The sequence below is a fragment of the Actinomyces sp. W5033 genome (assembly GCF_051303165.1).
The window spans coordinates 123224-147231 of record NZ_JBPPGD010000004.1 but is presented as its reverse complement, the minus strand read 5'-3'; the positions used below and the strand labels follow the sequence as shown (position 1 = coordinate 147231).

Here is a 24008-nt window from a genome sequence, read left to right as displayed (position 1 = left end):
CGGAGGGGTTGTCCCAGCATAGGCGAGCGTTCCGACGACGACGGGCGCTCGCCGACTGCCCGGGTGCGGCGCGCGTCTCACCGTCGGCCACGGCCTGGGGCCGTGGCCGACGGCCGTCATGCCTGCGCGGGGCGGATGAAGGGGTAGCCCAGGGCGACGGGCATGTCCGCGCTGCGGGCGGGCACGACCTCCTCCTTGGGCAGCGTGCGCGCCGGCAGGGTGCGGGGCTTGTAGGCGGGGCGCGCGGCCTCGAAGGTGGCGATCTCGTCCTCGTGCGTCAGGGTCAGGGAGATGTCGTCGAGACCCTCCATGAGGCACCAGCGCACGTAGTCGTCGATCTGGAAGGTCGTGCGGAAGGAGCCGGCCTCGACAGTGCGCTGCTCGAGGTCCACCGTGATCTCGCTGCCGGGATCGGCCTCGAGGATCTTCCACAGCTGCTCGGTGTCCTCCTGGCTGATGACGCCGGTCACCAGACCCTGCTTGCCTGAGTTGCCGCGGAAGATGTCGGCGAAGCGCGGCGCGAGGACCACCTTGAAGCCGTAGTCCTTCAGGGCCCACACGGCGTGCTCGCGTGAGGAGCCGGTGCCGAAGTCGGGGCCGGCGACGAGCACGGAGGCACGCTTGTAGGCCTCCTGGTTGAGGACGAAGTCAGCCTCGCTGGCGCGCCAGCCGGCGAAGAGGGCGTCGTCGAAGCCGGTGCGGGTGATGCGCTTGAGGTAGACGGCGGGGATGATCTGGTCGGTGTCCACGGCGCTGCGCCGCAGGGGGGCGCCGATGCCGGTGTGGCGGATGAACTTGTCCATGGGGGTCTCCTTTGTCCGGCTCAGGCGACAGGCTCGAGGGCCGGCAGGTCCGCGGGGGTGGACAGGGTGCCGCGCACGGCGGTGGCCGCGGCGACGACGGGCGAGACGAGGTGGGTGCGTCCTCCCTTGCCCTGACGTCCCTCGAAGTTGCGGTTCGAGGTGGAGGCGGAGCGCTCTCCGGGCTGGAGCTGGTCCGGGTTCATACCCAGGCACATGGAGCACCCGGCGTTGCGCCACTCGGCGCCGAAGTCCTTGAAGACCCGGTCCAGTCCCTCGGCCTCGGCCTGCAGGCGCACGCGGGCGGAGGCGGGCACGACGAGCATGCGCACGCCCTCGGCCTTGGTGCGTCCGCGCAGGACCTCGGCGGCGGCGCGCAGGTCCTCGATCCGCCCGTTGGTGCACGAGCCGAGGAAGACGGTGTCGACGTGGATGTCGCGCAGGGGCGTGCCAGGAGCCAGGTCCATGTACTCCAGGGCGCGCTCGGCGGCACGGCGCTCGGTGGCGTCGGCGATCTGCTCGGGGTCGGGCACGGTGGCGGAGATGGGCAGGCCCTGGCCGGGGTTGGTGCCCCAGGTGACGAAGGGCTCGATGTCCTTGGCCTCGAGGACGACCTCGGTGTCGAAGACGGCGTCGTCGTCGGTGCGCAGACTGCGCCAGTAGGCGACGGCGGCGTCCCAGTCCTCGCCCTCGGGGGCGTGGGGGCGGCCCTTGAGGTAGGCGAAGGTCGTCTCGTCCGGGGCGATCATGCCCGCGCGGGCACCGCCCTCGATGCTCATGTTGCAGATTGTCATGCGGGCCTCCATCGACAGCTGCTCGATGGCCCTGCCGCGGTACTCGATGACGTGACCCTGGCCGCCGTTGGTGCCGATCTTGGCGATGATGGCCAGGATGATGTCCTTGGCGCCGCTGCCAGCGGGCAGCTCACCGTCGATGCGCACGCTCATGGTCTTGAAGGGCGCCATCTGGAGGGTCTGGGTGGCCAGGACGTGCTCTACCTGGCTGGTGCCGATGCCGAAGGCGAGGGCGCCGAAGGCTCCGTGGGTGGAGGTGTGGGAGTCGCCGCACACGACGGTCATGCCCGGCTGGGTAAGGCCGAGCTGGGGGCCGACCTGGTGGACGATGCCCTGGTCGGCGTCGCCCAGGGAGTGCAGGCGCACACCGAACTCGGCGCAGTTGGCGCGCAGCGTCTCGATCTGGGTGCGGCTGGTGAGGTCGGCGATGGGACGATCGATGTCCAGCGTGGGGGTGTTGTGGTCCTCGGTGGCGAGGGTGAGGTCGGGGCGGCGGACCTGCCGGCCCGCCAGGCGCAGGCCCTCGAAGGCCTGGGGGCTGGTGACCTCGTGAACGAGGTGGAGGTCGATGTAGAGCAGGTCCGGGGCGCCGTCAATGCCGGCGGACACGACGTGGTCCCGCCACACCTTCTCGGCGAGGGTCATTCCCATCGCGTGATGCCTCCTGAGACGAACGGATGTCGGAAAACACGACCGACGGTACTTGAGGTCTCACCCCTTGGGATGGCAGTATCAGATTATGGACGCATCACATGAGAGCGAGAGCAGCGGGGTCGGCGTCATCGACAAGGCCGCTCTCGTCATGAGCGCACTCGAGGCAGGACCGGCCACGCTCGCCCAGCTGGTCTCCTCCACCCACCTCGCACGCCCCACAGCCCACCGCATCGCCGTCGCCCTGGAGTACCACCGTCTCGTCTCGCGCGACTCCCAGGGCCGCTTCGTCCTGGGGCCCCGCCTCAACGAGCTCGCCGCTGCCGCCGGGGAGGACCACCTGCTCGCCGCCGCGGGCCCCGTGCTCGTCGCCCTGCGCGACAAGACCCACGAGTCCGCCCAGCTCTACCGCCGCCAGGGCGACGTGCGCGTGTGCGTCGCCAACGCCGAGCGCCCCATCGGCCTGCGCGACTCCATCCCCGTGGGCGCCACCATGTCGATGCTCGGCGGCTCCGGCGCCCAGGTGCTCCTCGCCTGGGAGGAGCCAGACCGCCTCCACCGGGGCCTGGCGGGCGCCCGCTTCAACGCCACCATGCTCTCGGCGGTGCGCCGCCGCGGCTGGGCCCAGTCCGTGGGCGAGCGCGAGCCCGGCGTCGCTTCCGTCTCAGCGCCCGTGCGCGGCGCCGGGGGCAAGGTCATTGCCGCGATCTCCATCTCCGGGCCGATCGACCGCATGGGCCGCCAACCGGGCCGCACCCACGGCCCGGTCGTCATGGCCGCCGCCAGGCGCCTGTCGGAGGTCCTGCGCTCCAGCGAGGAGGACTGAGCCCTCGCGGCGCCACCGCGCCCACGGCAGGGCCGCCTTGCCACGGCGAGGCTCTGCCTCCTGCGCGCCCGCGTCCCTAGACTCCGGCACATGCGCCGCACCCTGCTCGTCACCAACGACTTCCCGCCCGTCGTGGGCGGCATCCAGTCCTACCTGGACGACTACACGCGGCGGCTGCCCGCCGAGGACCTCGTCGTCCTGACCTCCATGCCTGCGCAGGGCCCCCAGGCGGCCGCGGTGCACGACGCCGGCCTGCCCTTCGCCGTGCACCGCGCACCCACGCGGGTGCTGCTGCCCACGCCCGACGTGCGCAGGCGCATGACGCAGCTGGTCCGCGACGAGCGCATCGAGACGGTCTGGTTCGGCGCTGCCGCGCCCCTGGGGCTGCTGGGTGGCGCCGCCCACCGGGCCGGCGCGACCCGGGTCATCGCGACCACCCACGGCCACGAGGTCGGCTGGTCGATGCTGCCCGGCTCACGCCAGGCGCTCAAGAGGGTCTTCCGCGAGGCCGACGTCGTGTCCTATATCTCCGACTACACCCTGGGCCGCCTGCGCCCCTTCATGGCGCCGGACCAGCAGGTGCTGCGCCTGCCCAGCGGTATCGACGTCGAGAGGTTCCACCCCGACCCGCACGCGCGGCGGACGCTGCGCGAGCGCTACCACCTGGGACAGTCGCCAACGGTCGTGTGCGTCTCACGGCTCGTGCCCCGCAAGGGCCAGGACTCGCTCATCGAGGCCTGGCCGAGGGTGATCGAGCAGGTACCCGACGCCCAGCTCGTCATCGTCGGCTGGGGCTCGTACGCCAAGCGGCTGGCGCTGCTCAAACGGGACTCCCCCGTGCGCGGCTCCATCATCCTCACCGGTGCGGTGGCGGCCGAGGAACTGCCCGGTCACGTGGCGATGGGGGACGTCTTCGCGATGCCCTGCCGCACCCGCGGAGGCGGGCTCGACGTCGAGGGCCTGGGCATCGTCTTCCTCGAGGCCTCCGCCTGCGGGCTGCCGGTCATCGCCGGCACCTCGGGCGGGGCGCCGGAGACGGTGGTCGAGGGGGTCACCGGCAACGTCGTCGATGGCCGGGACCAGGACGCCCTTGTGGACGCCCTGGTCACCCAGCTCTCGGACGCCTCCCTGCGCGAGCGCATGGGGCGCGCCGGCCGACAGCTGATGGAGGAGCGGTGGACGTGGCCGGGCCTGGTGGACACCCTCGTGACCGCCATCGACTCCCGGTGACCGGCCCGCGCGGCACCGCCGTGCGGGCAGCACGCACCGCACGGACGGGCGCTCAGCCCTCGCGGTCCTGCGCCCGCCGGGCGCTGCGCTCGCGCAGCTCAGCGATGGCCTTGTCGAAGTCCTCAAGGGTGTTGAAGCCGGAGTAGACGGAGGCGAAGCGCAGGTAGGCGATCTCGTCGAGCTCGCTGAGGGGGCCGAGGATCGCCAGGCCGACCTCGTGGGAGTCCACGATGGCCTGGCCGGTGGCGCGCACCGCCTCCTCGACCTTGTGCGCGAGCAGAGCCAGGTCGTCGTCGGAGACGGGACGCCCCTGGCAGGCGCGTCGCACGCCGACGACGACCTTGGCGCGCGAGAAGGGCTCGATGGCGCCCGAGCGCTTGCGCACCGACAACGAGGCGGTCTCCGTCGTGGTGAAGCGGCGGCCGCACTGGAGGCACTCGCGGCGCCGACGGATGGACAGCCCGTCCTCGGAGGTGCGCGAGTCCACGACGCGCGAACCGTCATTGCGGCAGAACGGGCAGTGCACGCGGGGCCTCCGGATCATCGCAGGTGCAGTGCCTCGGAGAGTAGGACCCCGCATGAGCCAGTGGCAAGCCGTCTCAGACCGGGCCCCGGGGCCCTCAGGCACGGCATGACGCGCGCAGACGCGGCAGGGGCGGCGGACAGGGGACCACCGGGCACCAAGGACAGTGCCGGTGGCGCCCTCGCCGCCCTCGGGCGCGGTGGGCCCGCCCGCCGGCCCAGGGCCGCGACGGCCGGGCGCGACGGCGGGCGGCCGGGCGTCAGCCGACGGGGACAATGAGCGTCTGACCGGCCTGGAGGGTCGAGCTGGTGAGGTTGTTGAGCTCGACGATCCGGGCGGCCGCGTCGGCGACATTGGACGAGCCCGTGGCCACGGCGATGTCCCAGATGGACTGCCCGGGCAGGACGGTGGCCACCACCGTGGGCTCTGGAGCGGCGAAAGCCGAGGCGACGATCGCACCCGCGGCGAGCAGGACGACGACGAGCACGCCGGCGGCCGCCACAGCAAGACGACGCAGCGGTGCGGGCACCTGCGAGAGCGCGGGACGTGGCCTCTGCTGCCGACGGGCGAGCGGGGTGCGCGAGTCCTCCGAGCGGGCGTGCCGGGAGGCGGCGGCCTGCGCGCGGCGGGCACGCGCCGCCCGCACGGCGGGGTGGGTGGGAGCCAGGTCCTCCGCGCGCAGGCCGCTGTCCGCCCGGGGGCTGAGCTCCGAGCGCAGGCCGCTGTCCGCCCGGGGGCCCGACGCACGACGCACGGCCACCGGACGCCGGGTGAGCTCGAGGGACAGGCTGCGGGCAGGCAGGCCTCTCTCGGGGGCTCCTGCGCCGGGGACGTCCTGCGTGACCAGGCGCAGGTTCCCCCTCCTCTCCCCCCCCCCCGGGCCTCCCCCCCCCACCACTTGGGGGGCCGGCGTCCCAGGGCCCTGCGGGGCTGCGGGCTGCTGGCCGTTGGAGCCGCCGCCCGTCCGGGCCGTGAGGCGCACCACCACGGCCTGCTGCGCGCGGGCGGCCGGGACAGCACGCAGACGGGGCGAGGGCGGGACAGCGAGAGCGCTCATGAGATCCTCCTGGAACACGTGTTCGACGAACACCTGTTCGACACGATAGCGACCCACGGGCGACACGTCCAGCATCACGTCGAACACATGTTTGAACGCATGGCGCTGGCCCCGTAGGCTTGGCACGTCAAGGTCACCGCACAGCACTGACACGAATCCCGGTCCGAGACGCCGGGGCGCGCCCGGTGCCGTGGCAGGTGCCATGAGGCGGCCCACGACGCCCCCACAGGAGGACAGGCATGAGCACCAGCAGCAGGCACGACGCTCAGGACGACCCCGTGCGCGAGGCACTGCACTGCCTGGACCCGCGCGCCCGCGCCGTCTACGAGGCCGTGCGCGCAGCGGTCACCACCCACGGCTACCCGCCCTCCATGCGCGAGATCGGTGCCCAGGTGGGCCTGACCAGCCCCTCCTCCGTCAAGCACCAGCTCGACAAGCTCGTCAGGCTCGGTCTCGTGCGGCGCAACCCTCGGCTGCCGCGCGCACTGGAGGTCATCGTCCCCGCGGAGCCGGAGGCTGACGCCCCCGAGCCCGCTGCCGCCCCTGAGCACGTCTCCGCCACCCCCGGCGCTGCCGTCACCGGCCTCGCCTCCCGCCTTGGCCAGGCACGGCACGAGGACGCCGCGCTGCCGGTGCTGCCCGGGGTCGGCGAGGGCGAGGCGGTCGCTGTGCCCCTGGTCGGCCGTATCGCGGCGGGCTCCCCGATCCTCGCGGAGCAGGAGGTCGAGGACGTCATGGCCCTGCCCCGGCGCCTGACCGGCGACGGCGAGCTCTTCATGCTCCAGGTGAGCGGCGACTCCATGATCGATGCCGCCATCTGCGACGGCGACTGGGTGGTGGTGCGGGCCCAGGCGGACGCCGCCAACGGTGAGATCGTCGCCGCGATGGTCGAGGACGTTGACGGAGCCTCCGCCACCGTTAAGGTCCTCTCCCGCCGCGACGGGCACCAGTGGCTCCTGCCCCGCAACCCCGACTACGCGCCAATCCCCGGTGACCACGCCACCATCATGGGCAAGGTCGTCACGGTCCTGCGCGCGCTCTAGCACCCCCTCGAACGCCTGACAGCGGCCCGGCTGCGCCACTCGCGGGGATGCCCAGACGCGCCGACGGCGTGGGGGGGGGGGACATAGCAGGAGAAGGAAAAGAAAAAAACGAACCAGAAAAGAAAAGAAGGGGTGCTCGCGACCGGGCTGGGGTTGTGCCCCCTTCCTCTGAAAGAGGGCCCCCCCCCCACGCCGTCGCAGGTAGGAACGCGGTCAGTAGCCCAGGCCGCGGGCGACGTCACGCAGACGGGTCGCCGAGGCGGTGAGCGCGTCACGCTCGTCCAGCGTCAGAGGCAGCTCCAGGCGCCGTCCGGCGCCCTCGCGCCCGACGATGGTGGGAACCGCCATGCACACGTCGGAGATCCCGTGCCAGTTGTCGAGCAGCGGCGAGACCGTCAGCACCCTCTGCTCGTCGTTGAGGACGGCGCCGATGATGCGCGAGACGGCCAGGCCGACGGCGTAGTTCGTCGCCCCCTTGCCGTTGATGATCCGGTAAGCGGACTGCACGACGTCGTGTGCGATGCGGTCGCGCTTGTCCTGGTCGAAGTACCCGCCGTCGAGCGTCTTGCCCCACTGCGTGATGGGCACACCGCCGATCTGGGTGGAGGACCACAGCGGGACCTCGGAGTCGCCGTGCTCACCGGCGATGTAGCCATGGATGTTCTGGGTGGCGGTGCCGGTCTCGAGGGAGACGAGGTAGCGCATGCGGGCCGTGTCCAGGACGGTGCCGGAGCCGAAGATCTGGTTGGCGGGCAGGCCGGTGATCTTCTTCGCGCAGTAGGTGACGACGTCCACCGGGTTGGCCACGAGCACGAAGATCGCGTGGGGGGCGACCTCGACGAGCCTCGGCAGGATCTTCTCCATGATGCCCACGGTCGCGCCGGCAAGCTCGAGGCGGGACTGGCCGGGCTTCTGCTTGGCCCCGGCGGTCACGGCGATGATGTCCGCGTCGCGGCAGATCTCGGGGTCGTCGGAGCCCGAGACGGATCCGGCTGAGGTGAACTGGATGCCCTGTGCGATGTCGAGGGCCTCGGCCTCGACCTTCTCCTTGGCGATGTCCTGCAGGACGATCTCACGGGCGACGCCCTTGGTGACACAGGCGTAGGCGAGGGTGGAGCCGACGGCGCCGGCACCGATGATGGCGACCTTCGAGGGGCGCCCGCCCCCGCTGGTCGGGTAGGAGCCCTGGGCAGAGTTGGTGATGGTGGCTTCGGACACGGCGTTCTTCCTCCGGGGTCGTGTGGAACGGCAGGCGTTGGCCTCCACGTCCAGGCTACCCTCCCCGCCCGCTTGTGACAGGCCCGGTCATGACAGTGCTCACACTTAGGACTGCCCGGCCAGCCGCGCGAGCGCCCCGAGCACGACCTCGCGCTCACGTGTCGGCCACAACGGTGGCATCGAGCGGGCCAGGAAGGTGCCGTACCTGGCCGTGCGCAGCCTCGGGTCGAGCACGGCCACGACGCCGCGGTCCTCGCTGCGGCGCACGAGGCGCCCGGCGCCCTGGGCCAGCAGGAGGGCGGCGTGGGTGGCGGACACGCTCATGAAGCCGTTGCCCCCAGCGGCCTCGACCGCCTCGGAGCGTGCCTGGGCCACGGGGTCGTCGGGCCTCGGGAAGGGGATGCGGTCGATGATGACGAGCCGGCAGGTGCGCCCGGGCACGTCCACGCCCTGCCACAGCGACAGCGTGCCCACGAGGCAGGAGTCTTCCTGGGCGGCGAAGGCCTCCACGAGGGTGGGCAGCTGGTCGTCGCCCTGGGCGTAGACGGTCAGGTCCGTGGCCCGGCGCAGGAGCGCGGCCGCCTCGTCAGCGGCGCGGCGCGAGGAGAACAGACCGAGCATGCCGCCGCGGCTGGCCTCGGTCAGGGCCAGGACCTCGTCGAGGGCGGCCTCGCTGATGCCGTTGCCCGGCCGGGGCAGGTGGGTGGGTGTGTAGACAATGCCCTGGCGGGCGTAGTCGAAGGGTGTGCCGACGTCGAGGCCCTCCCAGGGCCTGTCCGCGAGGTTCAGGCCGAGGGCCCGGGCCATGGGCTCGAAGCTGCCGCCCAGGGACAACGTGGCTGAGGTGAGCACGGCGGCCCTGCCATCGAGCAAGGTGCCGGCCACCGAGCCGGCCACGTCCACCGGCGCCAGGGTCAGGCGGGGCGGCTCGGCGCCCATCCGGGGGCGCTCGACCCAGGCGACGTCGCGGCGCGTGTCCACCGAGTCGGAGGTGATGCGCTCGACCGCGGCGATCATGTCGGCCACGGCCGTCCTCGCCAGGGCCAGGCCCCCGGCCTCCGCGGCCCCAGTGGCCTTGGCGGCCTCACGCACGCCGGTGAGCACCTCCTGGCCTGCGGTGCCGAGCAGGACGAGGGCGGCGCGTAGCCCGGGAGGCACGCCCTCGGTGAGGCGGCCGTCGGGCAGCTCGGCCAGGGCCAGCTGGAGGTGCTGGCCCGCCTCCTCCAGGCCGGTGACGAGGACCCCGGCCTGTGCGCGGGCCGTGGCGGCCACCCGCGCGACGGCTCCCGCGGACAGGGTGACGGTGCCCTGGGCGCGTACGCGGTCGGCGAGCTCGTGGGCCTCGTCCACGACGAGGACGGCGTGCTCGGGCAGCACGTTGGGGTTGCCGGAGGCGGCGACGCCGAGCATCGCGTGGTTGGTGACGACGACGTCGGCCTGCGCCGCGGCCGCCCGGGCCAGCTGGGGGAAGCACTCGTCCCACACCGGGCAGGAGGAGCCCAGGCACTCGGCGCGGGAGACCGACACCTGCGCCCAGGCACGGTCCGACACGCCCGGCACGAGGTCGTCACGGTCACCGGTGGTGGTGCGCCCGGCCCACTCGCGCAGGCGCACGACCTGCTCCCCCACGCCGGTGGTGGAGGCCGAGCCGACGCGGCTGGTCGTAGCCTGGGCGGCGCTGAAGAGCGTGCCGGACTCGTCGTCGGGGTAGCCTCCGGCCGCCCGGTGGCGGCACACGTAGTTCTGCCACCCCTTGAGCAGGCGCACCTCAGGGCGCCGCCCGGTAGCCTGCTCGACGGCGTCGGCGGCCAGGGGCGAGTCCTTGGTGAGGACCTGGCGCTGGAGGGCGAGCGTGGCGGTGGACACGACGACCCTCTCACCGGAGGTGACGGCGTGCACCATCGTGGGCACGAGGTAGCCCAGTGACTTTCCCGTGCCGGTGCCCGCCTGGACGAGCAGGTGGTGCGAGCCGGCCACGGCGGCGGCGACCCGCCGGGCCATCTCACGCTGGCCCTGGCGGACGCTGCCCCCGAGGCCGGCGACGGCCAGGTCCAGCGCCTGCTCGGCCAGGCCCACTGTGGTCCGGGTCGTGCTGCTCACACCGGTCTCAGGCGCCCGGGCGGGCGTGGGAGGGCTGCACGTCGGCGGCCCGCAGCTCAGCCGCCAGGGGCGCGTCCACCAGGGCACGCAGGCGGGTGCCGGCCGCGACGTACTCGATCGTGTCGATCTGGCCGTCGGCGTGCACGCGTGAGACGAGGTCCCCCCGTGAGTAGGGCACGACGACGTCCACGGCGACGTCCGGGCGCGGAAGCATCTCCTCGATGCGCCTGCGCAGCTCCTCCACCCCCTGCCCCGTGCGGGCGGAGACGACGACCGCCTGGGGCAGCCGGGTGCGCAGGGCCGCCAGGGTGACGGCGTCGGCGAGGTCCGCCTTGTTGAGCACGATGAGCTCAGGCACGTCCAGGGCGCCGGGGATGCCTCCGAGGACCTCGCGCACCGCCGCGATCTGGCTCAGGGGGTCCGGGTGGGCGGCATCAACGACGTGGACGAGCACGTCGGCGCCTGCGACCTCCTCGAGGGTGGAGCGGAAGGCCTCAATGAGCTCGTGGGGCAGGTTGCGCACGAAGCCGACGGTGTCGGTGAGCGTGTAGACGCGCCCGTCGGCGGCCTCCGCGCGGCGCACGGTGGGGTCGAGGGTGGCGAAGAGGGCGTCCTGGACCATGAGGCCGGCGTCGGTGAGGCGGTTCATGAGGGAGGACTTGCCGGCGTTGGTGTAGCCCGCGATGGCCACGGAGGGGATGGGGCCGCGGCGCCGTGAGCCGCGCTTGACCTCGCGGGAGGGGGCCATCGCCTTGATCTCGCGGCGGAGCTTGGCCATGCGGTCGCGGATGCGACGGCGGTCGAGCTCGATCTTCGTCTCGCCGGGCCCGCGCGAGCCGATCCCGGCGCCTGCCGCGACACGCCCACCGGCCTGCCGGGACATGGACTCGCCCCAGCCGCGCAGGCGCGGCAGCAGGTACTCGAGCTGGGCGAGCTCGACCTGCGCCTTGCCCTCACGGGACTTGGCGTGCTGGGCGAAGATGTCGAGGATGACGGCGGTGCGGTCCACGACCTTGACCTTGACGACGTCCTCGAGGGCGCGGCGCTGGGAGGGGGCGAGCTCGCCGTCAACGATGACGGTGTCCGCGCCGGCGGCGGCGACCATCTCAGCCAGCTCCTGGGCCTTGCCGCTGCCGAGGTAGGTGGCGGGGTCAGGGTGGTCGCGCTTCTGGATGAGGGCGTCCAGGACCTCGGATCCGGCGGTCTGGGCCAGGGCGGCGAGCTCGGCGAGGCTCGTCTCCGCGTCCTGGGCGTCAACGGCCTCGAGGGCGGCGCCGTGACGTGCGGGGCCCAGGGTGGTGGAGGCGTGGGCGGTGGGCAGCTCGAGTCCGACGAGCACGACCTTCTCCAGGCGGACCTGGCGGTACTCGACCTCGCTGACGTCCTCGAGCTCGGTGGACAGGGAGGCGACACGGCGGGTGCCGGCGCGGGCCTCGCGCTCGAGGGCGCCGTCGTCGGCGGCGTCGCGGTACTCGTGCTGGGCGGCGGTGGAGGCCAGGGCGGTGCCGTGGCGCGACAGGATCCGCGAGACGATGTCCTCGGCGGTGGGTGCGAGGGGCTCGTCGGCGGTGACGTGAGCGGGCTCGGTGGCCGGGGCGGCGGGGCGGTCAGGGCTCTGGGTGGTCTTCATGCGGGTGCCGATGCTACTGCCCGGCCGCCGCCACGTCAGCGAGCGGGGCCACGCACCCGCGCAGGTACGCTCAGGGCGTGAGCGAGCACTACTTCACCTCCGTCCCCTCCACCGAGGCCGGGGAGCGCACCCACGTCTTCACGATCCGCGGCCGCGAGCACACGGTGACCACCGCCTCCGGCGTGTTCAGCGCGGACCGGCTCGACAAGGGCACGCAGGTGCTGCTCGACCACGTGCCGCAACCTCCCGCGCAGGGCACCTTCCTGGACCTGGGCTGCGGCTGGGGGCCGGTGACGCTCGCGCTGGCGGACGCCTCGCCCGAGGCCAGCGTGCTGGCCGTGGACGTCAACGAGCGCGCCCTGGAGCTCACCGCCCGCAACGCCGCTGCCGCCGGGCACACCCGGGTGCAGGTGGCAGAGGCGGGGGCGATGGCGCACGAGCTCAGGCGCACGGGGCGGCTCCTGGACCTCATCTGGTCCAACCCCCCGGTACGCGTGGGCAAGCAGGCCCTGCACGAGCTGCTGCTCACCTGGCTGCCCCTGCTGTCGCCGCAGGGCGAGGCCTGGCTCGTCGTCGGCCGGAACCTGGGGGCGGACTCGCTGGCCCAGTGGCTGGCGCAGCAGGGCTGGGTGGTGGACAGGCACGCCTCGTCGAAGGGCTTCCGGGTCCTGCGCGTGGGCCGCTGAGCAGGGCCCGGGCCCGGCAGCCCGCCCGTCAGCCGGCGCGGGTCTCGCACCGCGCGCCCACGGCGTCCAGCACAGCGACGGCCCCCGCGACCAGCTGCGAGGCGATGATGACCACGACACTGACGACGAGCGCACGCTCCCACCCCGACGAGGCCGCCACGGCGAAGGCCAGGGAGGAGATGACCGCGACCCCCGTGGCCGTGCCCAGGCGCTGACCGGTCTGGAGCACGCCTCCGGCGGTGCCCGCGTGCCGCACGGGCACGTCCATGAGGCTGAGCGTCTGATTCGGGGAGACGACGAGGGCCTGCCCGGCGCCGACGAGGGTGAGGCACAGGGCCAGGACCCACACTCCTCGCGAGTCGTCGAGCTGGACCGCCACGGCGCCCGCCGTCAGGGCCAGGCCGGCGATGACCAGGACGATGCCGAGGACCACCATCGCCCGGCCGGCGCGCAGCACGTGGCGGCCCGTCACCGCGGCAAGCACCGCAGCGACGAGGGACGAGGGCAGGCCCACGACCCCCGTGGTGAGCGCGGAGAGCCCCAGCCCCTGCTGGACGTACTGGGCGACGATGATCCAGATGGAGGTGGAGCCGAAGAAGAAGCCGGAGATGACCAGGCACCCCAGTGAGAAGGAGCGCTGGTGAAACAGGCGCAGGTCCACCATCGGCTCGTTGCCGCGTGCGAGGTACCAGCGTTCCCAGGCGGTCCAGGCCGCCAGGCACAGCACGGCGCCGAGAGCGCTGGCCAGTCCTGCGGCCCCGGTCCCCAGGCTCACGAAGGGAAGCATGAGCAGCAGCATCGAGGCGGCCAGCAGGAGCATGCCGACGGGGTCGAGGTCAGCGCGCCGGGGCCCGACGCCCACGGCCTTCTCCCCCACGGCGGGCTCAGCGGGCGCGCCCTGCCAGGTGCTGGCCGGCAGGACCTTCCAGGCGGCCAGGACACCTGCTGCCGCGATGGGGGCGTTGACGGCGAAGCTCGCCCGCCACCCGGCGTCGTCCCCCAGCACCTGGAGCAGCACCCCGCTCATCACCGGCCCCAGGGCCACGCTCACCCCGACCACGGCCCCGAACCAGCCGAAGGCCCTCCCGCGCATCGGGGCGGGGAAGACCCGCTGGATCATGCCGGTGACCTGCGGGTTGAACAGGCCCGCCCCCACCCCCATGACGACGCGCGAGAGGTTGAGCACGCCGATGGATCCGGCCAGGGCGCAGCCAAGCGATCCCAGCCCGAACAGCGCCAGGCCGGTGACGAAGAGCCGGGCGCGCCCGAGCACGTCGCCGGCACGCCCCGCGGCCACGAGCAGGACGCCGAAGACGAGGGAGTAGCCGGCGATGACCCACTGCAGGGCCGAGGCCGAGGCCGCCAGCGAGTCCTGGATGACGGTGAGCAGGATGTTGACGCTGGAGACGGCGAGCAGGGAGGTGAAGGTGGGGATGAGCAGGACGGCGAGCACTGCCTTCTGCTCGGGGCTCATGTCCTCGCGCGAGTCCGTGCGCGGGCGCGTCGTCCTCGTCATGCGCGCGTGCTCCTCGCGGTCCAGCAGCTCAGCGCTGGACCTGCCCCGACACGATGCGCTCGACCCGGGCGGTGGTACCGGAGTCGTCACTGGCGGGCGTGGACCAGCGGCCGCGGCTGACGTCCCAGGCCAGGGCGGCGGCGCCGACAACGAGGGTGGGCAGGATCCAGCCTGTGGAGTCGTTCCACAGCCCGGTGCGTGCCAGCAGCCCGCTCGGCGCCGTCCAGCCGACGTCGGACAGGGCGGAGACGAGGCCCAGGACGAGGGCACAGCCCACGGGCCAGGAGTAGGTGGCGCGCAGGTGGCCGGGGGCGAGAGCGTCCACCAGGGTGACGACGACGAGGCAGATGGTCACCGGGTAGAGCAGGAGCGTCAGGGGCGAGATGACGGTGAGGATCGTGCTCAGGCCGAGGTTGGCCAGCAGGAGCGAGACGGCGGCCGCCCCCAGCAGGTGGGCGCGGTAGCTGCTGGCGCGCCAGGCGGTGGAGGCGTAGCCGGACCAGGACGACAGCAGGCCCACGGAGGTCGTCAGGCAGGCGAGCAGGACGATGCCGGCGAAGACGACGACACCGACGTTGCCGAGCCCGGCGGCCGAGGCGGTGCGCAGCAGGGCGGTGCCGTCGGAGACGTCGTCGCCTGGCGTGCGCGCGCCCACGAGGGCGAGCCCGACGTACACGGCGGCCAGCAGGACGGCGGCGACGAGGCCGGAGGACGCGGCCGATCGCGCGACCTGTCCCGTGCTGTGGTGCCCCTGCTGACGCAGGGAGGAGATGACGACGATGCCGAAGACGGTCGCCGCCAGCACGTCCATCGTGAGGTAGCCCTGGGTCAGGCCCGTGGACAGCGGTGTGGTGGCGTAGGCCTCCACGGCCTCACGCGCGACCGCCGCGGCGCCCGTGCGCCCGGGAAGGAAGGTGACGGCGAAGAGCACGGCGAGCAGACCGAGCAGGGCCGGGGTCAGGACCTTGCCGATCCGGTCGGCCAGGCGGGCGGGGCTCAGGGCCACCCAGGCGGTCAGGACGAAGAAGACGAGGCTGTGCGCCGCCAGCGCCCAGCGTCCCGGCTCGACGCCGAGCAGGACGAGGACCGGACGCGTGGCGAGCTCGTAGGCGACCGTGGCGACACGGGGCATGGCGTACAGCGGGCCGATCGAGAGGTAGACGGCCAGCGGCGTGAGCACGCCGAAGCGGGGCCCCACACGGTGCGCCAGGCCGAGCACGCCCTCGCCGGAGGTGCACACGGCGATGACGGCGAGCAGCGGCAGGAGCACACCCGTGATGATGAAGCCGGTGAGGACGACGGGCAGGTGCTCGCCGGCCGAGGCTCCCAGTGCGGGCGGGAAGATGAGGTTGCCGGCGCCGAAGAAGAGGGCGAAGAGCATGAGCCCCGTCGTCAGCACGCCGCGCAGGGGCGTCGTGCGCGAGGGGCCCTCGCAGGCCGGGGCGTCCACGTCGTCGGCGGCAGGGGCGGTGGCCGTCGTGGGGGCTGAGGTGCTCACGGATCAGGCTCCTAGGGTCGCGCGGCCGGTGAGGACCGCCTGGACAACGAGCAGGACGCTGGCGTCAGGGGCCCACGGGTCAGGGCCGACGCGCACACCCGCCTGGCCGCCGGGGACCTCGATGACGTAGTGCTCGGGCGCGTGCGGGCCGAGCCACTCGTGCAGGGCGACGGCGACGGCGCAGCAGCCCGAGGCGCTCGAGGGCCGCTCCCCCGCCGCGGCGACCAGGACGCGCGCGCGGGCCCGGGCCGGGCGCGGCCCGTCTGCGGCGTCGGGGACGGCGGCGTCGTCGGTGGCCTGCGCGTCGTCTGTGAGGACGACGAGGTCGAGCGCGGTGCCGTCCTGGGGGGCCGGCTCGTAGGCGGGGTCAGCGCACAGCAGGGCGGCGTCGAGCTCGCTCTCACTGGCGAGGGCGACGACGGTGTGGGGCTCGGGACGCGCCTGCGACAGGCGCACGCTCAGGGCCGCCCGCTGCCCCTCCAGCCCGGCGACGGTGACAGCGGTGTCCCAGCCCTCAGTGCCGACGTCGGCCAGGGCGCCGGCCGGGCGGACGAGGGCGGCCGGCCCCATGTCGATGGTCCACAGGCCGTCGGTGCGGGTCAGGGTGCGGGCGCCCGCGCGGGTGCCCAGGGTCAGGGGGGCGTCGTCGCCGACGAGCCCGTGGGCGAGCAGGGCCTCGGCCATGACGACGGCGGCCAGGCCGTCAGCGCCCAGCGGGGCCCCGGTGGGGTCGTAGGCGTCGAGGAACCACTCGGCCTCGGGGGCAGCCTCCAGCAGCGCGTCCGTTCCCTCCAGGCAACGGGTGCGCGTGGCTCGCACGAGGGCGTCGGCACCCAGGCCCGTGCGACGGTCGCAGGCGGCGGCGACGTCGGCGGCCGTGAGACAGACCTCGAGCCCCGGGTCGACGAGGAGCAGGACGTCGCTCTCAAGGGCGTGCCCCTTGAGCAGCTCGTGTCCGTCGAGGCCGGCGGCGCGGGGGGGCTCAGTCATGGGGCTCAGCCTAGGGGAGCGCGTCTGTGGTCCCTGAACCCGGGTGGGAGTCAGCCTGCTCACGCTCGCGCACGAGGCGCAGGGCCACGGCGGTGGCACGCTCGCGCTCGCCCGGGCACCAGCTGCCGTCAGGGGCGAGGGCGACGTCGATCCAGGTCACGCGCGGGTCTCGGCGGAACCACTTGACCTGGCGGGAGGCAAGGCGGCGGGTGGCGGCGGCGGTGGCCTCGGCCGCCTCCGGCACGCTCATCGTGCCGTCGAGGACGGCCAGGGCCTGGGCGTAGCCGATGGCGCGCGGCGCCGTGGTGCCCTCACGCAGCCCCTGCGCTGTGAGTGCCTCGGTCTCCTCGACCAGCCCCTCGGCGAACATGCGCCGGGCCCGCTGCTCGATGCGCGCGTTGAGGGCCTCACTCCCGGGCCTGAGGGCGAGGTGGACCGTGGGCACGACGTCCTCGTAGCGGGGCAGGGACGCGGAGAAGGGGCGCGCGGTGACGGCCTGGACCTCCAGGGCCCGCACGACCCTGCGGGTGTTGGCGGGGTCGATGCGCGCGGCGCTGGCGGGGTCGCTCTCGCGCAGCTCCTCCCACAGGCGGCGCGTGCCCTCCTGCTGGGCGCGGGCCTCAAGGGCGGCGCGCACGGCGGGGTCGGTGCCCGGGAACTCCAGGGCGTCGGTCAGGGCGCGCACGTACAGGCCTGAGCCGCCCACGATGAGCGCCCTCGCCCCGCGGGCGGCGACGGCCTCGAGGTCGCTGCGGGCGGCGGCCTGGTAGGCGGCGACGCTGGCCTCGTCACGCACGCTGAGCACGTCGAGCTGGTGGTGGGGGGTGCCACGGCGCTCGGCGAGGCTCAGCTTGGCGGTGCCGATGTCCATGCCGCGGTAGAGCTGGGAGGCGTCGGCGTTGAGGACCTCTGCGGGGGCGGCGCTGGAGGGGCCCTCGCCGAGGGCGGCGACGAGGTCGAGGGCGAGGTCGGACTTGCCGGTGGCCGTCGGGCCGACGACGGCCACCCGCAGCGGGGCCGGGCTCACAGCTCGGGCAGGAGCGGTCCCACGTGGGACAGCGCCTGGGTGCAGGCGGACAGCGCCGTGTCCAGGTGCAGCTGGAGCTGCGCCGAGGACACGCCTGTGGACAGGTCCACGAGGTAGGTGGCGCGCACAACCGCTCCCGCGGGGGTATCGATGAGGCAGACGGTCGGGTAGTACTTCTCCCGGTTCCAGTCGTTGACGCTGGCGGCGACCTCGTCGCGCTCGCCGGGGCTCACAGGCTCCTGGGCGTCGCCGGAGACCAGCAGCCAGCCGGGGTGCTCCTCGGGCTCCTCGATGAGGAAGGGGAAGCCGTCCCACGTGCCGAGCAGGCAGCTGTGGCCCTCGTCCTCGTGCCTCTCGACCCTGTAGCCCATCGGGCCGGTGACCATGCGCTCGACGCGTTCAAGGGTCAGGGGGCTCGTGGCCTCGCCCGTGGGCGTGGCCGGCCCGGCCGCGCTCACCGGCCCGGCCGCGCTCACCGGCCCGGCCGCGCTCACCGGCCCGGCCGCGCTCACCGGCCCGGCCGCGCTCACCGGCCCGGCCATGCTCGTCGGCGCGGCGGGCAGGTCGGCGCCCCGCGCCTGCGCGCGGGGGTCCACCGGGGAGGGGACCTGGGTCCCGAGCAGGCGAAAGATGAGGGCGCGCAGGCCCCTGCGGTGCGTGCTCATGGCTCAAGGTCTCCTCGCAACGGGTCCGGGAAGGTCTCCTCGGCCTCACGCATGAGGGCGACGATGAGACGGCAGCTGGTGAGCACGAGCTGCTCGATCTGGGAGTCCGTCATGCCGGCGCCGAGGGGGTAGGTGACCTCGCCGTGCAGGCGCACGACGCCGCCGTCGGCGATGGTGAGATAGGCCTTGGGGCCGATGCGCGTGACGTTCCACTCCTCGACGAGCCGGCGCAGCCGCGCCAGGTGCTCGGTGTCGGCGACACGGTGCCACACGCCCAGCAGCTGGAGCTGGCGCTCGTCATGGACAACGACGTGCACCGTGACGTAGCGCCAGGGGATGCCGGTGTCCCCCTCGTCATCGACGAAGAACCGCAGGCCCCGACGACGCACGCAGTCGCGCACCCGCGCGGCGTCAACCGGCGCGGGGACGGCGGGTGCGGGGACACCGGCGTCTGTGGGGGCGTGAGCGGGCATGGCCCCAGCCTAGCGACCCCGGCAGCGGCCCCACGCCACCACCCGGGCCACGTGGTCAGGCCCCGGCCGCCTGGGCGGCCTGGGCCGCGATGGCGTCGATGGCCTCGTTGAAGGCCTCGGAGGTCTTCGAGGCGCCGGCCAGGGCGGTGACGTGGGCCTGCTCGACGCTGCGGCCCACCACCTGCGCGTTGACCTCGTTGACGAAGTCCTGCATGTAGTCCTTGGACCTCTCGGCGAAGGGGTGGCCGACCACCGTCAGCTCGGTGACGACCCCGTCGGTGAGCGTGGCGGTGACGTCGATGGAGTCCTGCTCGATGAGGTCGTCGAGGACGCCGTAGGTCTGGGACGAGGTGTACTCGCCGTCGGCGTAGGGCCCCCCGGTGGGCGCGGTGGCGGGCTGCTCGGTGGCCTGGTGCCCCCGGGCCGTGGGCTGGGCGGTCTGGGCGCGGCCGGCGTACTCGTCACCGCTGATGGTGACCTCCTGGCCCACGGCGCAGCCGGACAGCAGGGTGCCGACGGCGAGCAGGGCGCCGGTGGCCGCTCCGGTTGTGCGCAGCGCGCCCGGGCTGTGGCGGCTCATGCGCGCACCTGCGTGGGCTGTGCGTCGGAGAAGTCGAGCATGTCGTGGCTGCGCGGGCCGTGGTGCCCGTCGTTGAGCCTCTCCCCCACGAGCCGCCCGTGGTTGAGCAGGACCTGGCGCTCGCCGCAGGAGGCGACGTGGGCGTCGTGGGTGACGACGATGAGGGTCGTGCCCTGCTCGTGCAGGCGGTGGAAGATGTCCAGGACGAGCTGCTCGTTGGCCTCGTCGAGGTTGCCGGTGGGCTCGTCCGCCAGGACGATCTCCGGGTGGTTGATGAGGGCGCGGGCGATGCACACGCGCTGCTGCTCACCACCGGAGAGCTGGGAGGGCAGGTGGTGGGCCCGCTCGGCCAGGCCGACATTGTCCAGGGCCGCCAACGCCTCCTTCTCGTCGGTCATCGAGTGGTAGTACTGCGCCACCATGACGTTCTCGACGGCGCTCAGGTGCGGCACCAGGTGGAACTGCTGGAAGACGAGGCCGATGACGTTCTTGCGGATGTCGGTCAGCTGGGCGGCGTTGAGGCGCCCCAGCTCGCGCCCATCGAGCAGGACGGAGCCCTCCGAGGGTGTGTCCATGCAGCCGATGATGTTCATGAGCGTCGTCTTGCCCGAGCCGGAGGAGCCGACGAGGGACAGCCACTGGCCGCGCGGCACGTCCAGGCTGACATCGTCAACGGCGTGCAGGTCCCCGTAGATCTTGGACACGTGGCGCAGCTGGAGCAGGGCGGGCGCCTCCTGCTGCGGCGTGGCGGTCACGGTGGTGGTGTCAGTCATCTCATTCCTCTCTGAGGACGACGGCGGGGTCGATGCGGATGGCACGGCGCACCGGGGCGCTGGAGGCGACGACGGCGACGGCCGCGGACAGGGCGAGCGAGCACAGCGCCAGCCACCAGGAGAAGGCGATGGGGCGCTCGAAGACGCCGACCCCCACCGCCCAGGCCAGCGCGTAGCCGACGCCCGTGCCCAGCACGCCGCCGACCAGGCCCATGACCGCGGCCTCGGTGTAGAACTCCGCACCGATGGAGGCGGCCGAGGCGCCCAGGGCCTTGCGCAGGCCGATCTCCTTCTGGCGCTCGGAGACGATGACGGTCATCGTCGTCGAGACGCCGACGAGGGTCAGGGCGAGGACGACGACGGCCACGACCCAGAACAGGGTGTTGAGCATCGCGATGATGCGGGTGTTGCCGCTCGTGATCTTTGACACCTCCTGGGCGCGCAGCCCGGTGCCGTCCCGTCCCGTCACGTCGGCGGCGTTGATGGCGTTGACGACCTGCGCGGCACTGGCGGCACTGGTGTCCACGGAGTACTCGACGACGTCGTAGCCGACCTCGCTGGCGCCGGTGAGCTCCTCGAGCGAGGCCAGGGGCACGTAGAGGATGTCGTCCTCACGGCCGCCGGTGTCAACGGTGCCCACGACGCGCCACCGACGCTCGCCCTGGGTCTGGGAGGCGCCGTCGGAGGAGACGACCGAGCCCAGGGTGAGGTTGTCGGAGGACAGGTACTCCACGGTGACCATGTCCCCGACGCCCAGGCCGGCGGCCTCGGCGACGTCGGCGCCTAGCAGGACCTCGCCCTGGCCGGGCCAGGCGCCGTCCACCTCCCAGTGGCCGTTGAGCGAACGGGTGGCGTCGGTGTCGATGCCGCCCATGAGGTAGGAGCTCTTGTTGACCCGCACGGTCTCGTAGCGGTAGGCGGCGCTGCGCAGGGCCCCGCCGCCGGGTGTGTCGGCCACGGAGGCGATGACGGCGGTGGCGGCCTCGACCTCGGCGTCCTCCAGGCGCGCGGGCGCCGAGCCCGCCGTCGTCCCGCCCGAGGAGGAGGCGACGGGCACGAGGATGACGTTGGCGCCGTACTGGCGCATCTCCTCGCTCATCTGCGCGGGCACGGCCAGGCAGACCGCGGCGAGGCAGAACAGGGTGGCGGCACCGACGGCGGAGGAGCCGATGGCGGCGGCGGCGCGCCCCCGGCGGCGCACGAGGGCGCCCAGGAGCATGGTCCAGAACATGCGGCGGTTGGTCATGGCAGTCACCTCCGGTGCAGGGCCGTCGCCGGCTGGATCCGCAGGATGGAGCGCATGGACGAGGCGGTCGCCACCAGGAGCACGAGGGCGACGAGCAGGACGACGAGGACGTAGACCATCGGGCGCATGGTGATCGAGGAGTCGAAGACGATCTTGCCGATGAGCTGGGCCAGGCCGGATCCGACGAGGGCGCCGACCGCGGTGCCGATCGCCCCGATGACCGCCGTCTCGGACAGGATGAGCCGGTTGATCGAGGCGCTGGAGGCGCCCACGGCCTTGAGCAGGGCGAACTCCCCGGTGCGCTCGACGAGGGAGGCGGTGGTGAGCGAGGCGACCGCCAGGGCGGCGGCCAGCAGGGACAGGGCGGTCATGAGGATCATGAGGACCTGGGTCTTCTCCAGGACGCTGCCCTCGACGGCGGCCACCTGGCGCACCGGCTTGGCGACCACCCCGGGGATGGCCTCCTCGATCTGGTAGGTGATGGAGGAGGCGTAGGCGGTGCAGTACCAGGTCTCCCACTCGTAGCTCGAGACGATGGCCGGGTTCTGCGAGACCTTGCGCGAAAGGTCGTTCTCGGGGGTCGTCAGGGCCTTGACCTCGACCTCCTCGACCTGCCCGGGGTGGCCGGAGAGCTCCTGGACGACGGCCAGCGGCGCGTACAGGGTGGCGTCGTCGTCGTCACCGGAGGTGTACACGCCGGTGACGGTCAGCGTGCGCTGCCCCAGCGGTGTGCTCAGGGTGACGACGTCGCCCACGCCCACTGCCAGGTCCGCGGCGAGGGCGGAGCCGACGACGGCCTCGTCGGCCTCGTCGCCGGGCCACGCGCCCTCCAGGGCCCACCACGAGCGCAGGGTGGTGACGCCGGCGACGACGTTCTCCCCGGTGGGCAGCGTCAGCTCCTTGTTGAACCAGGTGCCCACAACGCCCAGCTCAGGCGCCGTGGCACCGGAGGCGGAGGAGACATCGACGCGGGCACTCAGTCGGGCGGCGAAGTCAACGATGTTGTAGGCCCAGAAGATCGTCTTGAGGGAGGTGACCGAGCTCTCGTCGATGAAGGCGGTGGCCTGGGTCTCCTCCTCGGTCTCGTACAGGTCCGCCACGACGGCGTCGGCCTTGGGCTGGACGGTGATGTTGGAGCCGTAGGCGGTGAGCTCGGCGTGGAGCTTGTCGCCGACGTCGAAGACGACGCCGAGCATCGCCACGCTGATCGAGGCGCACAGCGCCACGGTCAGGCCGATGAGCGAGCGGCGGCGCAGCTGGCGGGTGAAGGAGCGGTGCAGCAGGCGCAGGAGGAACATCAGTCGAACACCTTGGCGCTGGCCTCAAGGACCTCGGTGGTGATGAGCATGGTGCCGTCCTCGACCGTGTACTCGATGGGGATGGGGTTGCAGCCGCCCTTGAAGCCCACGGTGGCCGGGTTGATGGCGACGTCGCAGCGCTTGCAGATGACCTTGCCGTCCGCCTCGTAGTACCCGGAGGGCCCGCAGGACTCGCAGGCGTCGAGGCCGACGCCGTAGGCGCCGCCGTTCTTGAGCAGGGCGATCCACCGCACCTGGGTGCCGCCGCTGGCGCCGTAGACGAAGCGGTGCAGGTGCCCGTCGGCCAGCAGGCTCGTGGGGATGCGGGCGCCGTCGGCGGACAGGTCATAGGGCTCGGGCTCGGACAAGGTGGGGACCTCGTTGACCTTGGCCACGGCCACGGTCCGGGTGAGCACGAGGGCGGTGAAGGCCCCCACCGAGGCCAGGACCCACCGCCGTGAGCGGCGCCGGTCCGCCTTGACCGAGCGCAGGCGTGCGGGGTTGGCCTGGGCCGGTGCGCGGCCGACGGCGCGGGCGAGCTCAACGGCCAGGGGCACGAGCCATATGGCGGCTGCGGCCAGCAGGATGATGCCCTCGAGGTTGTTGGCGCCCCAGGACAGGAGCCTGAAGCCGGTGCCGGTGATGTGGATGCGCTGGGTGCCGTTGAGCAGCCGCAGCAGCTGCAGCAGGTGCACGCAGGCGACCACCGCGATGAACAGGGCCAGGCTGGCGCGGGTGAGGACCACGGGGGCGCGGCGTGCGGCCCGGTAGTAGAGGAAGGACAGCACCGCCACGCAGGCCCACGCCCCGGCGAAGCCGAGCACGCGCAGCAGCATCTCGGAGGAGACGACCTCCTCGCCCGGCTCGATGAAGGCGGCCAGCTGGAGGATGACCTCGGGGACCGCGCGGAAGAAGGCGCCGGCGAGGGCGACGCAGGCCGCGGCCTGCGCGAGGACGCCCAGGCGCCCGGACGCGCCCCAGCGGGGCTGGCGGGCCATCGCCAGGACGCAGCCCAGCAGCACGAGGTCGGCGACGACGCACACGATGAGAGTCGGCACGGTGACGGCGGTGCGGTCGGTGACGACCGCCAGTGCACGCAGGACGGCGAAGACGACGGCCCCGGCCGTGCCGACCAGGGCCGCGGCCAGGCGCTGGCGCGAGCTGCGCGGCCACCCCTCGATGAGAGCCGGGGCGAGGATGACGGCCGCCGCCGCGTAGAGCAGGAAGGGCAGCGTCGCTCCCCCTACGACGGAGACGAATCTCTCGAGCACGTGCAGTCACGCTTCCTTGTCGTCGGTTGTGTGGGTGGGCCACCGGCCGGTGGCGCGGAACCTTCCCCGCTTTGGTTCTCTGTAGGGCAAGGGAGGGTTTGGCGCCCACTGCT

General features: G+C 73.2%; 22 protein-coding genes. 4 read left to right on the top strand and 18 right to left on the bottom strand.

The genetic code is table 11. The features are described from left to right. Nucleotides 1–116 precede the first annotated feature (116 nt). On the bottom strand, nucleotides 117–803 hold the full coding sequence (gene leuD, locus ACSJJR_RS04155; RefSeq protein ID WP_435942220.1) for a 3-isopropylmalate dehydratase small subunit: 687 nt from the start codon (nucleotides 801–803) through the stop codon (nucleotides 117–119). 20 nt (nucleotides 804–823) lie between these two features. After that, nucleotides 824–2245: a 3-isopropylmalate dehydratase large subunit gene (gene leuC, locus ACSJJR_RS04150; RefSeq protein WP_435942219.1), complete on the bottom strand. Its 1422-nt coding sequence runs from the start codon at nucleotides 2243–2245 to the stop codon at nucleotides 824–826. An 88-nt stretch (nucleotides 2246–2333) separates the two neighbouring features. On the opposite strand from leuC, the gene ACSJJR_RS04145 reads away from it, so the two are divergent. Beyond that, a complete protein-coding gene (locus ACSJJR_RS04145; RefSeq protein WP_435942218.1) occupies nucleotides 2334–3071 on the top strand; it encodes an IclR family transcriptional regulator in 738 nt (245 codons plus the stop codon). Between the two features lie 90 nt (nucleotides 3072–3161). After that, entirely contained in the window at nucleotides 3162–4301 is a 1140-nt protein-coding gene (locus tag ACSJJR_RS04140) for a glycosyltransferase family 4 protein (RefSeq protein WP_435942217.1), read from the top strand. 52 nt (nucleotides 4302–4353) lie between these two features. Here ACSJJR_RS04140 and nrdR read toward each other — a convergent pair whose 3' ends face one another. Both nrdR and ACSJJR_RS04130 read right to left on the bottom strand, forming a co-directional pair. Then, on the bottom strand, nucleotides 4354–4827 hold the full coding sequence (nrdR, locus tag ACSJJR_RS04135) for a transcriptional regulator NrdR (RefSeq protein WP_435942216.1): 474 nt from the start codon (nucleotides 4825–4827) through the stop codon (nucleotides 4354–4356). Nucleotides 4828–5083: 256 nt separating this feature from the next. Continuing rightward, a complete protein-coding gene (locus ACSJJR_RS04130) occupies nucleotides 5084–5881 on the bottom strand; it encodes a LysM peptidoglycan-binding domain-containing protein (protein WP_435942215.1) in 798 nt (265 codons plus the stop codon). A 239-nt stretch (nucleotides 5882–6120) separates the two neighbouring features. On the opposite strand from ACSJJR_RS04130, the gene lexA reads away from it, so the two are divergent. Then, nucleotides 6121–6924 carry a transcriptional repressor LexA gene (lexA, locus tag ACSJJR_RS04125; RefSeq protein WP_435942214.1) on the top strand — a complete coding sequence of 268 codons (804 nt, stop codon included), beginning with the start codon at nucleotides 6121–6123 and terminating at the stop codon, nucleotides 6922–6924. A gap of 213 nt (nucleotides 6925–7137) precedes the next feature. Here lexA and ACSJJR_RS04120 read toward each other — a convergent pair whose 3' ends face one another. The 3 genes from ACSJJR_RS04120 to hflX all read right to left on the bottom strand — a co-directional run bounded on the left by ACSJJR_RS04120 (nucleotide 7138) and on the right by hflX (nucleotide 11872). After that, nucleotides 7138–8142 carry an L-lactate dehydrogenase gene (locus ACSJJR_RS04120; RefSeq protein WP_435942213.1) on the bottom strand — a complete coding sequence of 335 codons (1005 nt, stop codon included), beginning with the start codon at nucleotides 8140–8142 and terminating at the stop codon, nucleotides 7138–7140. A gap of 105 nt (nucleotides 8143–8247) precedes the next feature. Continuing rightward, nucleotides 8248–10143 (bottom strand): ATP-dependent DNA helicase, encoded by a 1896-nt coding sequence (locus ACSJJR_RS04115; protein WP_435942262.1) that lies wholly within the window; start codon nucleotides 10141–10143, stop codon nucleotides 8248–8250. A 106-nt stretch (nucleotides 10144–10249) separates the two neighbouring features. Then, entirely contained in the window at nucleotides 10250–11872 is a 1623-nt protein-coding gene (hflX, locus tag ACSJJR_RS04110; protein ID WP_435942212.1) for a GTPase HflX, read from the bottom strand. 77 nt (nucleotides 11873–11949) lie between these two features. Here hflX and ACSJJR_RS04105 point away from each other — a divergent pair, with 77 nt between their 5' ends. Further along, the gene (locus ACSJJR_RS04105; RefSeq protein ID WP_435942211.1) at nucleotides 11950–12558 is read left to right on the top strand and encodes a class I SAM-dependent methyltransferase; all 609 of its coding nucleotides are present in this window, start codon (nucleotides 11950–11952) and stop codon (nucleotides 12556–12558) included. 28 nt (nucleotides 12559–12586) lie between these two features. Here ACSJJR_RS04105 and ACSJJR_RS04100 read toward each other — a convergent pair whose 3' ends face one another. The 11 genes from ACSJJR_RS04100 to ACSJJR_RS04050 are packed head-to-tail and all read right to left on the bottom strand — an operon-like array spanning nucleotide 12587 to nucleotide 23895. Beyond that, nucleotides 12587–14074, bottom strand: a complete 1488-nt coding sequence (locus ACSJJR_RS04100) for an MFS transporter (RefSeq protein ID WP_435942210.1) — start codon at nucleotides 14072–14074, stop codon at nucleotides 12587–12589. 28 nt (nucleotides 14075–14102) lie between these two features. Then, nucleotides 14103–15524 carry a branched-chain amino acid transport system II carrier protein gene (gene brnQ / locus ACSJJR_RS04095; protein ID WP_435942261.1) on the bottom strand — a complete coding sequence of 474 codons (1422 nt, stop codon included), beginning with the start codon at nucleotides 15522–15524 and terminating at the stop codon, nucleotides 14103–14105. Nucleotides 15525–15575: 51 nt separating this feature from the next. Next, on the bottom strand, nucleotides 15576–16562 hold the full coding sequence (locus ACSJJR_RS04090) for a diaminopimelate epimerase (protein ID WP_435942209.1): 987 nt from the start codon (nucleotides 16560–16562) through the stop codon (nucleotides 15576–15578). Nucleotides 16563–16572: 10 nt separating this feature from the next. Beyond that, nucleotides 16573–17589: a tRNA (adenosine(37)-N6)-dimethylallyltransferase MiaA gene (gene miaA / locus ACSJJR_RS04085; RefSeq protein ID WP_435942208.1), complete on the bottom strand. Its 1017-nt coding sequence runs from the start codon at nucleotides 17587–17589 to the stop codon at nucleotides 16573–16575. Next, nucleotides 17586–18254, bottom strand: coding sequence for a YbjN domain-containing protein (locus ACSJJR_RS04080; RefSeq protein WP_435942207.1), 669 nt, complete (start codon nucleotides 18252–18254; stop codon nucleotides 17586–17588). Before ACSJJR_RS04080 ends, miaA begins: the two co-directional genes overlap by 4 nt. Next, complete coding sequence (locus ACSJJR_RS04075) at nucleotides 18251–18727, bottom strand: YbjN domain-containing protein (protein ID WP_435942206.1); 477 nt, start codon at nucleotides 18725–18727, stop codon at nucleotides 18251–18253. Before ACSJJR_RS04075 ends, ACSJJR_RS04080 begins: the two co-directional genes overlap by 4 nt. Nucleotides 18728–18782: 55 nt before the next feature. Continuing rightward, nucleotides 18783–19307, bottom strand: a complete 525-nt coding sequence (locus ACSJJR_RS04070) for an FMN-binding protein (protein WP_435942205.1) — start codon at nucleotides 19305–19307, stop codon at nucleotides 18783–18785. Next, a complete protein-coding gene (locus ACSJJR_RS04065) occupies nucleotides 19304–20080 on the bottom strand; it encodes an ABC transporter ATP-binding protein (protein WP_435942204.1) in 777 nt (258 codons plus the stop codon). The genes ACSJJR_RS04070 and ACSJJR_RS04065 overlap by 4 nt, the downstream gene beginning before the upstream one ends. Before the next feature lies 1 nt (nucleotide 20081). After that, nucleotides 20082–21326 (bottom strand): ABC transporter permease, encoded by a 1245-nt coding sequence (locus ACSJJR_RS04060; RefSeq protein WP_435942203.1) that lies wholly within the window; start codon nucleotides 21324–21326, stop codon nucleotides 20082–20084. Nucleotides 21327–21331: 5 nt separating this feature from the next. After that, nucleotides 21332–22624, bottom strand: a complete 1293-nt coding sequence (locus tag ACSJJR_RS04055) for an ABC transporter permease (RefSeq protein WP_435942202.1) — start codon at nucleotides 22622–22624, stop codon at nucleotides 21332–21334. Further along, nucleotides 22624–23895 (bottom strand): Fe-S-containing protein, encoded by a 1272-nt coding sequence (locus ACSJJR_RS04050; protein ID WP_435942201.1) that lies wholly within the window; start codon nucleotides 23893–23895, stop codon nucleotides 22624–22626. Before ACSJJR_RS04050 ends, ACSJJR_RS04055 begins: the two co-directional genes overlap by 1 nt. Between the last annotated feature and the right edge of the window lie 113 nt (nucleotides 23896–24008).